Below are 15,171 nucleotides of genomic sequence, written 5' to 3' on the forward strand. Positions count from 1 at the left end.
GGGCGAACCGATCGCCCAGGGGACACCCGCATCCTCGGGCCCGGCGGACAACGAGTTGTTCGGGCCCTTGCGGAAGGCCGTCCCGATCGGATGGATCGGCGGCAGATACACCACGTCGAAGCCCATCGCCGCGATCGCGTCGAGTCGCCGCACGGCCGTACGGAACGTGCCGTGCGGGGTCTCGGAGGTGCCTTCGGAGCGGGGGAAGAACTCGTACCAGGCGCCGTAGAGCGCCCGCTCCCGTTCCACCAGCAACGCGCGGGGCTCGGAAACGGTCACCAACTCCCGTAGCGGACAAGCCTCCAGGACCCGCTCCACATCCGGCGTCAGCGCGGCCACGAACCGCGTCCCCACCGGCAGTGTGTCGTCGCGCAGCGTCTCCGCAGCGGCCAGCACCGCGGCGCGGGCCGGTCCCTCGGGCACCCCGGCGGCGGCGCGCGCGTGCAGCTCCGCGCCCTCCTCCAGCATCAGGCCGACGTCGATGCCGGCCGGGATCTTGACGCGGGCGGCCCGGCGCCAGGTGGCGACGGGATCGCCCCAGGCCTCCACGACGTAGGACCAACGGCCCGGCGCGTCCGGGGTGACCTCGGCGCCCCAGCGATCGCTGCCGGCGGACAGTTCGCGCATCGGGGTCCACGGGCCGGGGCGGCCGTTCTCGTCGCGGAGAACGACGTTCGCGCCGATCGTGCCGTGGCCCTCGCGGAACACGGTGGCGGTGACCTCGAAGGTCTCGCCGACGACCGCCTTCGCCGGGCGCGCGCCGCCGTCCACGGCCGGGCGCACGTCACGTACCGGAATGCGGCCGATGGCTGCCGGGGTCGCGTTCATGGGTCTCACCTCCGCCGTGTTCGAGGCCGGGCTGTTCACCCGGCCGGGGTCCGAGCTGCGCCGGAAGGGGGACTACCTTCCGGCGGGGGAACGCCGGTCGGCGGCGGCGGTGACGGGCGGCCCGCGGTGCACGACAGCCGTCGTACGGGGGCGTCCGTTCTGCTCCTGGAGGTACGAGCCCGCGCTACTGCGCAGATAGCGTTCGGCGGCTTCCGCGGCCTCGCGCGCGCAGCGCTTCCCCATCAGCACGCACAAGGTGTAGCCCGAGTCCTCGAAGGTGGCCCGCACCGTCCGGTCGTCCGGCGACGCGAGCATCACGCGTTCCCACGCCCGATAGCGCCGCAGTTGGCGGGCGACTTCGGCTTTGGCGGGTAGCAGCATGGCGCTGTTCACCTTCCGCCTCGGCGGACCGCGTTTCCCGACCGTCGGGTGGCGGCCGTGCGCGGAGCGGCATGGCTCCGGCACGGCAGTCGAGGCTTTCACTCATGGTGCACAGATGATGACCAAGCGTCTTGTTGGATCTTCAACTACCCCGCCCGTCGCTCGTGTTGCACGAATGGCCTAGCGCTCGCACGCTGGAGCTGACTCAGAAGCGATCATTGCTCACGCTTCGTGTTCGGGGCCCCGGCCCCGCAGGGCGAGGGGAAGCGTGAGCTTCGCCGGTAGGGAGCCAACGACGATGAAGACCGCAGTGCCCTGCTACTACCACCTCGATGTGGACGTCACTCCGGACCGGGTCGGGCAGGTCGGGCGCATCCTGGCCGCCCACCTCCGGCTCTGGGACCTGGAGATCCTCGTGGAGCCCGTCCGCCGCGGCGCCGAGCTGCTGCTGCGGGCCATCGACGAGCACGCCACGGACAAGCACACGTCGATAGAGCTGTGGTGGAACGGCCAGCACCTGATCACCGCCATCGGTGACAACGACCGCGATCTGCGCCCGGACCAGGACCTGCGCGCCTGCCTCGCCCGGATCGCCGCGATGAGCGACGGCTGGGGCTGCTGCGCCACCGACGCCGGAAGCAAGATCATCTGGTTCTCCCAGCGCGCCCGCAGCGGCGAACGCGTCCCGCGTGTCCCGAGGACGCCCGCACCGCGCCTGCGGGAGACGCTCCAGCTCCCCCGCGAGGTGCCTGCCGCCCTGCCGGCCCGTCCGAGACCCGGCCTCCTGGAGGACGCCCGGTGACCGCGAGCCCGCGCAGGAAAGGGGTGTCCGTGTGGAGCGGGCACCCCCATCCATTGGGTGCCTCCTACGACGGGAACGGCACCAACTTCGCCCTGTTCAGCGAGGTCGCCGAACGCGTCGACCTCGTCCTCGTCGAGGACGACGGCAGCCACCGCGACGTTCGGCTGACCGAGACCGACGGCTTCGTGTGGCACTGCTATCTGCCGGGAATCGGGCCGGGCCAGCGGTACGGCTACCGGGTGCACGGCCCGTGGGCTCCGGCCCTCGGACACCGCTGCAACCCGGCGAAACTGCTCCTCGACCCGTACGCCAGGGCGGTGGACGGACAGATCGACAACGACCCCTCGCTGTACGAGCGTTCGGCCGGACCCGCCCCCGGCGACAGTGCCGGACACGGCATGCTCGGCGTGGTCGTCGACCCGGCCTTCGACTGGGGCGACGACCGGCCGCCCCGGCGCCCGTACGCCGACACGGTGATCTACGAGGCCCATGTGAAGGGCCTGACCCGCACCCACCCGGAGGTCCCCGAGGAACTCCGCGGGACGTACGCGGGACTCGCGCACCCGGCGGTCGTCGACCACCTCGCCCAACTCGGTGTGACGGCGGTCGAGTTGATGCCGGTGCACCAGTTCGTGCAGGACGGGGTGCTCCAGGACCGCGGCCTGTCCAACTACTGGGGCTACAACACCATCGGCTTCTTCGCGCCCCACAACGCCTACGCCGCGCACCGTGAACGCGGGGGACAGGTCACCGAGTTCAAGTCCATGGTGAAGGCGCTGCACGCCGCCGGGCTCGAAGTCGTCCTCGACGTCGTCTACAACCACACCGCCGAGGGCAACGAGAAGGGCCCCACCCTCTCCTTCCGGGGCATCGACAACGCCTCCTACTACCGTCTGGTGGACGGAGACTGGGGCCACTACTACGACACGACGGGCACCGGGAACAGCCTGCTGATGCGGCACCCCTACGTCCTTCAGCTCATCATGGACTCGCTGCGCTACTGGGTCACCGAGATGCACGTCGACGGCTTCCGCTTCGACCTCGCGGCCACCCTGGCCCGGCAGTTCCACGAGGTGGACCGGCTGTCGGCCTTCTTCGACCTGATCCAGCAGGACCCGGTGATCAGCCGCGTCAAGCTCATCGCCGAGCCGTGGGACCTGGGCGAGGGCGGCTACCAGGTCGGCAACTTCCCGCCGCTGTGGTCGGAGTGGAACGGCAAGTACCGGGACGCCGTACGGGACTTCTGGCGGGGCGGCGAGCATACGCTCGGCGAGGTCGCCTCCCGGCTCACCGGTTCCTCCGACCTGTACCAGCACAACCGGCGACGGCCGCGCGCCAGCGTCAACTTCGTCACCGCGCACGACGGGTTCACCCTGCGCGACCTGGTCTCGTACAACGACAAGCACAACGAGCCCAACGGGGAAGGGAATCAAGACGGCGAGAGCGCCAACCGGTCCTGGAACTGCGGAGCCGAGGGCGAGACCGACAACCCCGCCGTGCTGGAGCTGCGCGCCCGTCAGCAGCGCAACTTCCTTGCCACACTGCTCCTTTCGCAGGGCATCCCGATGCTCGGCCACGGCGACGAACTGGGCCGCACCCAGCGCGGCAACAACAACGCCTACTGCCAGGACAACGAACTCGCCTGGATCGACTGGGAGTCGACCGACGAGCAGCGCGAACTCGCCGCCTTCACGCGGTACGTCATCGGGCTGCGCGCCGCACATCCCGTGCTGCGCCGCCGCCGGTTCTTCCGCGGCGAGACCGCCGTGCACGCCGGCCAACCGCTGCCCGACCTGGTGTGGCTGCTGCCCGACGCCCGCGAGATGGCCGACCGGGACTGGCAGCGCTCCGACGCGCACTGCGTGGGCGTGTTCCTCAACGGCGACGCCATCGCCGAGCGCGACCCGCACGGCGGACCCGTCGTCGACGACTCCTTCCTGCTCCTGCTGAACAGCTACTGGGAACCCGTCGACTTCCGCCTCCCCGACGCCACCTACGGCGAGCGCTGGACGACCCTGATCGACACCGCCGAACCGCAGGGCACCCCGGACGAGACGGAACACAAGGCGGACACGGAGATGGTCGTAGAGGCGCGCAGCCTGGTGCTGCTGTCGAGGCCCGCCCGGCGCTGAGGGGGCAGGCGGCCGGGCCGCGTCCGCGAAGTCCCGCCCCCCAGAGGGGGTACCCCCAGCCCCGCCGTGCCCGGCACGGCACGCTCCTCCGTGGGAGGTGACCCCACTCGCCGCACCGGGCGAAAGCCCAAGTGAGTCCGGTGCGGGGGCTTCCGCCCGGCGCTCCTCCAGCCTTCGGCCGGGAGGCCCCCGGAGCACGCACCGGACGCCGCGGGGCCCGCCCATGGCTGAGCGTCAGGCGGCGTCGCGCGAGGTCACCGTGAACCGGGCGCCGTCCGGGTCGCGCAGCACGGCCTCGTGGGCGTTCTCCCGCAGGATGCTCCCGCCGTACGCCTCCGTGGCCCGGGCGCAGGACCGGATGTCCGAGACCGCGAAGTGGACCTGCCAGTGCGGCCGGACGGTCGGGTCCGGGGCCGCCTCCAGCGCGCCCGAATCGATCCGCGCCACGACGTTGCCGCCGCTGCGCAGGACCACCTCGCCGCCCTCGTAGCGGACCTCGCAGCTGGCCGGGTCCGCCGACTCCCAGTCGAGGACCTCGCCGTAGAAGATCGCCGCGTCGAAGGCGTCGCGGGTGTGCAGGCGGACGAAGGCCGGGGCCGAGCGGCGCCAGGTCTCCCAGCCGCCCATGAGGTCGCCCTCCCAGATGCCGAAGGTCGCGCCGTCCCGGTCGGCGAGCAGGGCCGCGCGGCCGGGCGGGAAGGAGAGCGGTCCCACGGCGACCGTGGCGCCGCGCTCACGGACCCGGGCCGCGGTCACATCCGCGTCGGGCACCGCGAAGTACGGCGTCCAGGCCACCGCGACCTGCCACATGGAGGCCACCGCGGCCAGACCGGCCACCGGAACGTCGTTCGCCGTGGCGATCCGGAAGCGGTCACCCAGGCGGGCGGAACGCCACTTCCAGCCGAACACGGCCTCGTAGAACGCCTCGGTGGTCTCCACGTCGCGGCTCGTGAGACTGACCCAGCAGGGGGCGCCGAACACCGTACGGGTGGAGACGGAATCCGGTTGTCCGAAGGGCGGTTTCCTGTCGTGGTTCATGGCAGTCGCGTTTCCGATCTCGTGGACCGGCGGCCACCGGTCTCCACCAGTGTCCGACCGGAACCGGTCCGACGGCCTGCCGAGCGGGTGTCTTGACCATCCTTTTGGGTTAGTTACCTCTGCTAAAGAGGTAATCTCCAGATGTGGAGACGGAGAAGTTCCCGGAAGAGCTGGCCGACGCGCTAGTCGGTGTCCAGCGGCTGATCCGCAGGCGATTGCGCAGCGAGATGACCCTGCCGCGACTGCGCGGCGCCGAGGTGGAGCTGCTGCGCCTGGTCGAGGTCCGGCCGGGCATCGGTATCTCGGAGGCGGCCAAGGAGCTGTTCCTCGCGAGCAACTCGGTGTCGACGCTCGTCAACCAGCTCGCCCGGGACGGCTTCCTGATCCGCGAGACGGACCCCGCCGACCGGCGCGCCGCCCGCCTCCAGCTCACCGAGGCGGCCAAGACCCGCCTCGGCGACTGGCACGCACGGCGCGCGGCCCTCGTACGAGGACAGGTCGACCGTCTCGACCAGGCGGACCGGGACGCGCTGCGCGCAGCGATCCCGGCCCTGCACCGGCTGGCCGTCAATCTGCACGAGGAGGCCGAGGACTCATGAAGCCGTCCGTCGACGCTGACACCGACACCGCCACCGAGCGGTCCGCAGCCGTCAGCTGCACCCGGCTCGCCTACTCCTTCGGCGAGACCACCGCGGTGGACGGGCTCGACCTGTCCGTGGGGGAGGGCGAGGTCTTCGGCCTGCTCGGCCCCAACGGCGCCGGGAAGACCACGGCCATCCGCTGTATCACCACCCTCCTGCCGGTCCCGGCGGGCATGGTCCACGTCTTCGGCCACGACACGGCCAAGGAGCAGATGTCCGTGCGCCGCATGCTCGGCTACGTCCCGCAGCAGCTGTCCGCGGACAGCGGCCTCACCGGCCGCGAGAACGTCGCTCTCTTCGCCCGCGTCTTCGACGTACCGCGCAGAGAACGTGCCGCCCGCGTCGCCCAGGCGCTCCGGGCCGTCGACCTCACGGACGCCGCCGACCGGCTGGCCAACACCTACTCCGGCGGCATGGTCCGCCGCCTCGAACTCGCACAGGCCCTGGTCAGCGCGCCCCGCCTGCTCATCCTCGACGAACCCACCATCGGCCTCGACCCGATCGCCCGCACCAGCGTGTGGGAGCACATCAACGCCGTGCGCGAGGCCACCGGCATGACCGTCCTGGTCACCACCCACTACATGGACGAGGCCGACCAGTACTGCGACCGCGTCGGCCTGATGCACCGCGGCCGCATCCGGGCCCTGGGCACCCCGGACCAGCTCCGCGAGGGCCTCGGCGAACGCCGCCGCGCCGCCGGAGCGCCCGCCACCGATCCGCTGCCCACCCTTGAGGACGTCTTCCGGGACATCGCCGGCAGCGGTCTCGAAGACCAGTCAGGAGGTTTCCGCGATGTCCGAAGCACCCGCCGCACCGCGAACCGCGTCGGCTGACCCCGCCCCCGAGTACGACCTGAACCTGCTGCTCATCCCGCCCCAACCCCGGGCCGGCTGGCGCCTGTTGCCCGCCCGCGTCATCGCGATGTGCGCGGTCGAACTCCAGAAACTCCGCCACGACCGCACCGAGTTGTACACCCGGGCCGTCCAACCGGCGCTCTGGCTCCTGATCTTCGGCCAGACCTTCACCCGCATCAAGGCGATCCCGACCGGCGGCATCCCCTACATCGACTACCTCGCGCCGGGCATCATCGCCCAGTCCGCGATGTTCATCGCCATCTTCTACGGCATCCAGATCATCTGGGAACGCGACGCCGGCATCCTCAACAAGCTCCTCGTCACCCCCACCCCGCGCTCGGCGCTGATCACCGGCAAGGCCTTCGCTGCCGGTGTGAAGTCGCTGATCCAGGCCGTCGTCGTGGTCGTCATCGCCGCGATCCTCGGAGTCGCGCTCACCTGGAACCCGCTGAAGCTGATCGGTGTCGGGGCGATCGTGATCCTCGGCTCGGCCTTCTTCTCCTGCCTCTCGATGACCATCGCCGGCATCGTGCTCAGCAGGGACCGGTTGATGGGTTTCGGACAGGCGATCACCATGCCGCTGTTCTTCGGCTCCAACGCTCTCTACCCCGTGGCGATCATGCCCGGCTGGCTGCAGGCGGTGAGCAAGGCGAACCCGCTGAGCTACGAAGTCGACGCCCTGCGCGGGCTGCTGCTCGGCACCCCGTCCCATGTCGGCACCGACTTCGCCGTCCTGCTGGTGGCCGCCGCACTGGGCATCGCGGCCGCCTCCTCCCTGCTCGGACGGCTGGCCCGCTGATCTTGCCGGGGACGTGATGTGCGGCACGCCCCCGGCCGGGATGCGACGGCCGGAAAGCGGATTCTCGCTGCGCAGCGCTTGATCAGTGATCAAGCGGGCGAAAACGCTGGCCACAGCGCATTCCGCTCATTTGACAGTGCGCTGAGCACACAGATAGGAAGCAGCTCTCTGAGGTCGAGAGGGTGCATTGTGTACGAGCCGAACGTGGTCGGGGACTGGCAGGAGTACGACGAACATGCCGGTCTGCGTGTCCGCGTCCACAGCCTGGCCGCCGCCGAGCCGCCACGCGGACGCGACGACGCCGCCGAAGGGCTGACGTACTTCACTCTCCGTGTCACCGTCGAGAACCGCGGCGCGCGGCACTACGGCATCCACCTGGAGGACGGCCAGATCGACGTCAGGCTCGGCCCGGACGGGGAGAGCGCCTTCATCGACTGGCGCAGCTCGCAGTTCATCGAGGGCTTCGACGTCTATCCGCTGCGCCGCGCCACCGCCGTCGTGTACGCGGCCGGCGCGGAGGCCGCCCTGAAGCAGGTGGACGTACAGGTCCAGCTGCGGGTGGAGGAGGAGTGGACCGAACGGCGCCTGTGGGCGGGCGGCATCGGTCTGTGCGAGGAGGCCGTCGCGGCCGGTGCCGGGCGGGACGGCCTGGCGCACCAGGTCAGTAACTTCCTCCGGGACCAGGCGGAACCCGGCACCCCCTGAGACCCGCCGGTCCGAGACCTCGCTGGTCCGAGACCCTTCGGTCAGTGCGGGATGCCGTCGATGATCTCCCGGGCACCCTGCCGCAGCAGTGCCACCGCCACCGAGGTGCCGAGCGTCGCCGGGTCAAGCCGCCCCGCCCACTCGTGGGCATTGAGCCGGGTCTTGCCGTCCGGGGTGAACACACAGGCGCGCAGCGACAGTTCACCGCTCCGGTCCACCTGCGCGTACCCGGAGATCGGGCTGTTGCAGTGCCCCTGGAGGACGTGCAGGAACATGCGCTCCGCGGTCGCCTCGCGATGCGTCTCCGGGTGACCGAGCCCGCTGACTGTGTCGATGACGTCGGTGTCGCCCTCGCGGCACTGCAGGGCGAGGATGCCCGCGCCGATCGGCGGCATCATCACCTCGGGGGACAGCACCTCGCTGATCACGTCGCGGCGGTCGATGCGCTCCAGCCCGGACATCGCGACCAGCAGCGCGTCGGCCTCACCCGCCGCGAGCTTCTCCAGCCGCCGGTTGACGTTCCCGCGGAACGGCACGCACTGCAACTCCGGGTGCGTGGCGGCGAGTTGAGCGACCCGCCGGACCGACGAGGTGCCGATCCGGGTACCGGCAGGCAACTCGTCGAGGGTCAGCCCACCGGGGTGGACCAGGGCATCACGGATGTCGTCCCGCTTCAGGAACGCGGCGAACGTCGTACCGGCCGGCAGCGGCCGGTCGGCGGGCACGTCCTTCACGCAGTGCACCGCGAGATCCGCCACACCGGCGAGCAGAGCGGCGTCCACCTCCTTGGTGAACGCCCCCTTGCCCTCGACCAGGGCCAGATCGCCCATCCACTTGTCACCGGTCGTCTTGACCGGCACGACCTCGGTGCGCACCTGCGGATGGAGGACGGCCAACTCGGCGCGAACACGCTCCACTTGGGCCAGCGCCATGGGCGAGTCACGGGAGACGATTCGGATCAGTTCGGGCACGGACATGCGGACACGATAGACCGTCCGGCACCCCGCCGTGGACCGGACCCCGACACCGGGCGCCGGTGACGCACGGGTTCAGGCCGCGTCGGTGAGCTCCAGGTGCAGGGTGTGACGACCGGTCCCGTCCGCGGGTAGGACCGGTTCCCCCGGCTTGCCGTCGACCGTGCACGACCGCACCCGGCTCCCGCCGCCGCTCAGGGTCACGTCGAGCGTCATGCTCCGGTACGGCAGCCCGCGCAGGCTCACCGGCCCCCAGGTCGACGGCAGGCACGGGCGCAGCCGTAGTGAGTCGTCCGTGAACGTCAGTCCGAACAGGCCGTCGTGGATCAGCCGCAGATACGCCGTCGCCGACCAGGTCTGGTCGGGCTGCGACACGAAGTGGTGAGCGTGGCCGCCGGCGCCGCCCTGCCAGCCGCCGTCGACGGCGCCGGTCACGGAGTTGTACAGCTCGTAGAAGCCGCCGCTCGCGGTCACCAGACCGGCGAGGGTGTCCACGGCCAGCGCGAACGGCTCGGTGCGGCCCGCGACGGCGGCGGCCTGGCCGTACAGCCCGTGGACCATCGGCCAGACCATCACGTTGTGCCGTCCCGGACGCCGGTCGTCGAAGCGCGGGAAGTGCGGCCAGACGTTGACGATGCCGTACGGCTGCCAGTGCGTGGAGTCGAGGAGCTGTCCGGCGCGGCGGGCGTCGGCGACCCCGAGGAGGACGGCGAGGGCCAGTCCCGCGCCCTCCTGGGAGGTGTCGAGGTGTCCTGCAAGGGGGCCCTCACCGTGGACGAGGTAGCCGTAGGTGCCGGCGTCCGCGCGCCACAGGTGCTGGTCGATCGCCGTGCGCAGGCGCTTCGCGTCCGAGCGGAACGAGGCTGCCTGTACGGGGTGGCCGAGGGCCTCGGACATGGCCGCGAGGGCGATATGGGCGCCGTAGTAGAGGCAGTTGGTCGACAGGCACATCAGCTTGTCGGCGTGCGGGTGGTCCAGGACGAAGGACGAGTGGACGGATGTCGAGGCGGGCGGGCTCGGGTAGCCGGAGATGCCGTCGTTCATGAAGCCCGGGCCCTCGAAGAGGCCGAACGACTGGTTGAAGTGCTGCGCGCGGCGGGCCGCGAGGGTGCGCGCGGACGTGTCGTGGGCGCGGGTGAGGAAGTCCCCGTCGCCGGTGACCAGGTAGTGGTGGTGCGCGGCCAGGACCCACACGATCTGGTCCCACCACTGGTTGTCCTGCTGGACGACGAACCCGTCCCGGACGCGGTCGACCACGGACCACAGGGTGTTGCGGCCGACCCCCGGCGCCAGCAGGCTGACCCCGCTCCACGCGTTGACGGCCGCGTCCCGGGTCCAGCGCTGCGGCGCGGGATAGCCGCCACCGGCCCGGACGACCGTGCCGGGCGGGTAGGAGAGCAGGCCCGCCTTGTCGTACACCGCGCGGTCGGCGCCGATGGTGTTGGCGCCGGACACGGAGCGGAGCGCGGACGCGTACAGGGCACCGATCCGGCGTTGGGCGGCCGGGTCGTCGAAGGCGAGGGTGGGCATGGTGTACCCGTTCCCGGGCGCCGGGCCCTGCGCACCCGCGGGGATGGCCGTCGCCCCGGCGATTCCCAGGGCGATGAGCAGTGCCCTGCGCGAGATCCCGCGTTCAGCTGCCACGTTCCGTCCTCTCGGGCCCCCGGGGTCGAGATGATCCCGGGAGCCCTGAGAACGATGCTGCCCTGTGGACGGTACCGTCAGGCAGCGGGGTCGAACGAGATTCCGGAAGGCTTCGCCGACGTGAGGTGGGCCACGAAGTTCGCGTCCTTGAGACCGAAGTTCGCGCTGCCGAAGTCGTACGCGCTCAACTTGTCGCGCAGGCCCGCCGGGTAGCCGTTCCAGCCGACGAGAGGCGGGTACTGCCAGGTGTGCTTGTCGTTCTCCGGCGGCTCGTCGTTCGCGTTCCCCAGCCGGAAGTCGTGCGTGCCGATGCCGTCCTTGTGGTAGACGATCTTGGCGTGGGTGCCGTCGAAGCGGACCTCGGAGGCCGCGTGCACGGTGAACGAACCGTGGTTGGACGTCGACACGTACTGGATGGCGCCGTTCTGCACCCACACCACGACGTGTTCCCAGTCGTTGCGGTGCCCCCCGATGCTGGAGTTGGCGATGGCCTGGTCCTTCTCGAAGTACAGGCCGTACATGTACGCGCACCAGCCGTTGTTGCACTTGTAGCGCGAGTAGCTGTTGGTGTTGTCGAGGTCCGAGGCGTCGTGGCACTCGCCGCTCAGTGAACCCGTCGGTTTCAGGCCGCCGTTGATGGTCCCGTCTGGGCCGATCGCGGGCGTCGGGTAGCAGCCGTCCGTGTCGTAGTCGAAGGCGGGCAGATACGTCTTCTCCGCCGTCTCGGCGTTCGCGGGCAGCGCGGTGGGCGGAGCGGCGAAAGCGGCGGAGGGGAAGGCGATGACGAGCACGGCGGCACCGCCGAGACCGGCGAGCCACCTTCTGCGGCGGGTTCGGGACTTCTGGGACGACACTGCGTCCTCCTCTTGGGCGCAGCCCGGCGGCGGTGGATGACGGGGCTGGGGATGGAAAGGGCTTTCAGAGTCCCTGCTTTTCATGTACGCGCCAAGAGGGTGAGGTGTCACGATGGTGACACGGTGCCCAATACTTGATCTTCGCAAGTTTCTCAGTCGTCCGGCAGATCGGCGGCCGACTCCTCCGGTGTGAGGTCCGGGCGCAGCCGCAGCCAGGACGGCTGGCGCAGCATCCCGGCCCGGGTGCGGGTGCTGTAGCGGACCTCGCCGACCAGCCGGGGCACCACCCAGCGCGCACCGGCCACCGACGGCACCGGATCGAAGGGGCACGTGTCGGTCCCGGCGGCCCCCAACAGCACGGTGAGTTCGGCACGTTCGGCCTCGCTCCAGCCGGTGCCCACGTTGCCGACGTACCGCAGCCGGCCGCCCGCGCGCTGCCCCACCAGCACCGCACCCGGCAGGCCCGTCAGCCGCCCCTTGCCGGGCACCCAGCCGCCGACCAGCACGTCCTCGCTGCGCAGATTGCGGATCTTGATCCAGGCGCGGGACCGCACCCCGGGTTCGTACACCGAGTCCAGCCGCTTGCAGACCAGGCCCTCCAGCCCGTGCGCACGGGTGGCCCGCAGCGCCTCGGCGCCATGTCCGGTGAGCGCGGCGGGAGTTGACCAGTACGGGCCGTCGAGACAGAGCCGCTCCAACTCCGCGCGACGGTCGGCGTAAGGGAGCGCGAGGAGTGGCCGGTTGAGGTGAAGGAGGTCGAACAGCACCAGATGCACCGGTGTGTTCGCGGCCCGGTGCGCCACCAGCGCGGGGGACCCGGCCAGGCCCATCCGGTTCTGGAGCAACTGGAAGTCGGCGCGGCCCTGTTGGTCCAGGGCCAGCACTTCACCGTCCAGGATCGTCGGCGTGGCAGGCAACTCGCCGCCCAGGGCGTGCAGTTCGGGATACGCGCCCGTGATGTCCGCACCGGAGCGGGCACGCAGGAGGACGCTTCCGTCGCCGGGGAGATACACCAGGACACGCTGGCCGTCCTGCTTGGTCTCGTAGGCCCAGCGGGTGTCCTGTTCGGCGGGCGGGAGGGTGCCTGGGGTGGCGAGCATGGGGGAGATGCGGGGCAGGGTCACGGCAGAGGTGTCGACGGACGGCCGGGACGGCACGCGTCCAAGGGGGAGGGTTCGCCCGAACGGGGCTCCGCAGTGGGGGAACGCATGGCTGTTCGTTCATCGGTGACTGTCCCCAACTACCCTGGACCCGCAGCCAGTTGTAGCTCACGTTCGATGGATCAGAACTCGGGGCCCGGCGGTGGCGGCGCCTGTACCAGGCCCGTCTGATACGCCATCACGACGAGCTGGGCGCGGTCGCGGGCGTCGAGCTTCGTCATGGCGCGGTGCACATGTGTACGTACGGTCAGCGGGCTGACGTACAGCTTCTCGGCGATCTCGTCGTTGGAGCGGCCCGCGGCGGCCATGGCCATGATCTCGCGCTCGCGGGCGGTGAGGGCGCCGAGCCGGTCGGGCGCCGTCAGCGGGGCGCCCTGCGCGGGTGTGGCCAGGAAGCGGGTGATCAGGGTGCGGGTGGCGAGCGGGGAGAGGAGTGACTCGCCGGACGCGACCGTGCGGATGCCGGCCAGCAGGGCCTCGGCGGTGACGTCCTTGCCGAGGAAGCCGCTCGCGCCCGCCCGCAGGGCCTGTGCCACGTACTCGTCGACCTCGAAGGTGGTCAGGATGAGGACACGGGTGCCGGACAGCGCCGGGTCCGCGCAGATGGCGGTCGTGGCGGCCAGGCCGTCCGTGCCGGGCATCCGGATGTCCATCAGGACGAGATCGGGGCGGTGTTCGGCGGCCAGCGCGATCGCCTCGGCGCCGTCGGCCGCCTCGGCGACCACCTCCATGCCCTCGCAGGTGTCGATCAGGATCCGGAAGGTGGCGCGCAGAAGGGCCTGGTCGTCGGCGAGGAGTACGCGGATCGTCATGGGGTTCTTTCTTCCGGTTCCGGGGCGCTGGGATACAGCGGCAGTTCGGTGGTGACTTCGAAGCCGCCGTCGGCACGGCGCCCGGCATGGAGGGCCCCACCGACGGAACGGGCGCGCTCGCGCATGCCGATGAGTCCGAAGCCGTGGCTTTGACCTGGGCCGTAGCTTTGTCCTGGTCCTGGGCCTGCGCTTGGTGCTGGTGCTGGTGCTGGTGCTGGTGCGGTGGCCGGTACCGCGCCCGCCCGGTTGTCGCACTGGGCAGGGTGCCGGGTCCGGAAGGTGCCGCCGACGAACCGGGCGCGTTCGCGAAGGCCGACGAGTCCGAGACCGTGGCTTGCGGCTGGTGCGGTGGCCGGTACCGCGTCCACCTCGTCGTCAACGTCGGCAGGGCGTTCGGTCCCGACGGTGCCGCCGACCGACCGGGCGCGCTCGCGCATCCCGAACAGGCCGGAACCCCTGCCCGGGACGGGCGCGGCGGTCGCCACCGGTCTCGCTCCGTCGTCGGTCACCGTGACGGTCAGCCGGTCGTAGGAGTAGCGCAGCCGCACGTGCGCCGACCGGGTCGTGGCGTGCTTGCCGACGTTGGTGAGGGCCTCCTGCACGATGCGGTACGCCGTCAGGTCCACCCCGGGGGACAGGGGGCGCGGCTCGCCCTCCGTCGTCACGGTGACCGTGAGCCCGGCGGTCGCGAACGTGCCGGTCAGTTCGGCGAGTTGGGCCAGACCCGGGCTCGGGGCCAGAGGCGCGCCGGGGTCGTCGGGCCGGCGCAGCAGACCGACCGTGCCCTTCATCTCGCGCAGCGCGGAGGACGTCGTACCGGCGAGTTCCGTCAGGATCCGCTGCACATGGTCGGGGTGCGTGCGCGCGAGGTGGGCCGCGGTACCGGCCTGGGCGTGGGCCAGTGCCAGATGGTGGGCGACGACATCGTGCAACTCCCGGGCGATGCACATCCGTTGCTCGGCCACCCGGTGCCGCGCCGCCTCCTCCCGGCCGCGCTCGGCGTACTCGGCCCGCGTCCTTACCGCCTCCAGATAGGCGTCCCGCAGCCGGACCGCGTTCCCGGCGACGACCGGCAACAGCAGCCAGGCGGCCGGGCCGACGGTCTTGAACGGCCAGGGGTGATGCACCGCGTCCACCACCGTCGCCGTGGTCACCACCAGCACGACCGACGCGAGGAAGTAACGGCGGGCCGTCCTGCGACGGGTGAGAACGGCCAGCCGGTACAGGGCCAGCATCAACGGCCCCAGCATCAGCGGGGTGAGGAGGCAGCCCAGCGCGGCAGCTCCGGCGGCGGTCGTCGCCGTGACCGCGACGACCGTACGAGGACGGCTCCGCTGCCAGAACAGGGCCGCGCAGGAGACCGCGGCGAGCGCGATCGTGGGGCCGACCTCGGTCGGCCGGGGACCGCTCGGTACGCCCAGTTCGCTGCCGAAGAGGAACAGGGCGAACAGCAGGACGGCCGACATGGTGTCGACGGTGCGGAGGTGCTCGTCCGCGTAACGCTGCCAGCTGTCGTTCATGGGTGTCTCCGCCGGGGCTCCTGGGAC

General features: G+C 71.2%; 15 protein-coding genes. 6 read left to right on the forward strand and 9 right to left on the reverse strand.

The window, feature by feature from the left end; all coding sequences use genetic code 11:
• Both JHN63_RS00005 and JHN63_RS00010 read right to left on the reverse strand, forming a co-directional pair.
• On the reverse strand, nucleotides 1–828 hold an 828-nt coding region (locus tag JHN63_RS00005; protein WP_200676511.1), incomplete at its 3' end, for a maltotransferase domain-containing protein.
• 72 nt (nucleotides 829–900) lie between these two features.
• Nucleotides 901–1,209 (reverse strand): DUF5133 domain-containing protein, encoded by a 309-nt coding sequence (locus JHN63_RS00010; protein ID WP_200676512.1) that lies wholly within the window; start codon nucleotides 1,207–1,209, stop codon nucleotides 901–903.
• A gap of 298 nt (nucleotides 1,210–1,507) precedes the next feature.
• Here JHN63_RS00010 and JHN63_RS00015 point away from each other — a divergent pair, with 298 nt between their 5' ends.
• The gene (locus JHN63_RS00015; RefSeq protein WP_200676513.1) at nucleotides 1,508–2,011 is read left to right on the forward strand and encodes a pep a2; all 504 of its coding nucleotides are present in this window, start codon (nucleotides 1,508–1,510) and stop codon (nucleotides 2,009–2,011) included.
• Complete coding sequence (glgX, locus tag JHN63_RS00020) at nucleotides 2,008–4,143, forward strand: glycogen debranching protein GlgX (RefSeq protein ID WP_307781769.1); 2,136 nt, start codon at nucleotides 2,008–2,010, stop codon at nucleotides 4,141–4,143. Before JHN63_RS00015 ends, glgX begins: the two co-directional genes overlap by 4 nt.
• Before the next feature lie 234 nt (nucleotides 4,144–4,377).
• On the opposite strand, the gene JHN63_RS00025 is transcribed toward glgX, so the two are convergent.
• Nucleotides 4,378–5,181: a VOC family protein gene (locus JHN63_RS00025; RefSeq protein WP_200676514.1), complete on the reverse strand. Its 804-nt coding sequence runs from the start codon at nucleotides 5,179–5,181 to the stop codon at nucleotides 4,378–4,380.
• Between the two features lie 143 nt (nucleotides 5,182–5,324).
• On the opposite strand from JHN63_RS00025, the gene JHN63_RS00030 reads away from it, so the two are divergent.
• From JHN63_RS00030 to JHN63_RS00045, 4 genes are all read left to right on the forward strand, one after another.
• Nucleotides 5,325–5,780 (forward strand): MarR family transcriptional regulator, encoded by a 456-nt coding sequence (locus tag JHN63_RS00030; protein WP_200676515.1) that lies wholly within the window; start codon nucleotides 5,325–5,327, stop codon nucleotides 5,778–5,780.
• On the forward strand, nucleotides 5,777–6,655 hold the full coding sequence (locus JHN63_RS00035; protein ID WP_200676516.1) for an ABC transporter ATP-binding protein: 879 nt from the start codon (nucleotides 5,777–5,779) through the stop codon (nucleotides 6,653–6,655). Before JHN63_RS00030 ends, JHN63_RS00035 begins: the two co-directional genes overlap by 4 nt.
• A complete protein-coding gene (locus tag JHN63_RS00040; RefSeq protein ID WP_200676517.1) occupies nucleotides 6,615–7,475 on the forward strand; it encodes an ABC transporter permease in 861 nt (286 codons plus the stop codon). The genes JHN63_RS00035 and JHN63_RS00040 overlap by 41 nt, the downstream gene beginning before the upstream one ends.
• A gap of 189 nt (nucleotides 7,476–7,664) precedes the next feature.
• Nucleotides 7,665–8,180: a hypothetical protein gene (locus tag JHN63_RS00045; RefSeq protein WP_200676518.1), complete on the forward strand. Its 516-nt coding sequence runs from the start codon at nucleotides 7,665–7,667 to the stop codon at nucleotides 8,178–8,180.
• A gap of 41 nt (nucleotides 8,181–8,221) precedes the next feature.
• Here JHN63_RS00045 and hemC read toward each other — a convergent pair whose 3' ends face one another.
• The 6 genes from hemC to JHN63_RS00080 all read right to left on the reverse strand — a co-directional run bounded on the left by hemC (nucleotide 8,222) and on the right by JHN63_RS00080 (nucleotide 15,144).
• Nucleotides 8,222–9,157: a hydroxymethylbilane synthase gene (gene hemC, locus JHN63_RS00050; RefSeq protein WP_200676519.1), complete on the reverse strand. Its 936-nt coding sequence runs from the start codon at nucleotides 9,155–9,157 to the stop codon at nucleotides 8,222–8,224.
• A gap of 72 nt (nucleotides 9,158–9,229) precedes the next feature.
• The gene (locus tag JHN63_RS00055) at nucleotides 9,230–10,798 is read right to left on the reverse strand and encodes a glycosyl hydrolase family 65 protein (protein WP_200676520.1); all 1,569 of its coding nucleotides are present in this window, start codon (nucleotides 10,796–10,798) and stop codon (nucleotides 9,230–9,232) included.
• A 77-nt stretch (nucleotides 10,799–10,875) separates the two neighbouring features.
• A complete protein-coding gene (locus JHN63_RS00060; protein ID WP_200676521.1) occupies nucleotides 10,876–11,652 on the reverse strand; it encodes an NPP1 family protein in 777 nt (258 codons plus the stop codon).
• Nucleotides 11,653–11,804: 152 nt separating this feature from the next.
• A complete protein-coding gene (locus JHN63_RS00065) occupies nucleotides 11,805–12,776 on the reverse strand; it encodes an ATP-dependent DNA ligase (protein WP_307781770.1) in 972 nt (323 codons plus the stop codon).
• Between the two features lie 158 nt (nucleotides 12,777–12,934).
• On the reverse strand, nucleotides 12,935–13,624 hold the full coding sequence (locus tag JHN63_RS00070; protein WP_200676522.1) for a response regulator transcription factor: 690 nt from the start codon (nucleotides 13,622–13,624) through the stop codon (nucleotides 12,935–12,937).
• Nucleotides 13,621–15,144, reverse strand: a complete 1,524-nt coding sequence (locus tag JHN63_RS00080; RefSeq protein ID WP_234475546.1) for a histidine kinase — start codon at nucleotides 15,142–15,144, stop codon at nucleotides 13,621–13,623. Before JHN63_RS00080 ends, JHN63_RS00070 begins: the two co-directional genes overlap by 4 nt.
• Nucleotides 15,145–15,171 lie beyond the last annotated feature (27 nt).

It is taken from the genome of Streptomyces sp. MBT65 (genome assembly GCF_016612545.1).
In the GTDB taxonomy this organism is placed as follows: domain Bacteria; phylum Actinomycetota; class Actinomycetes; order Streptomycetales; family Streptomycetaceae; genus Streptomyces.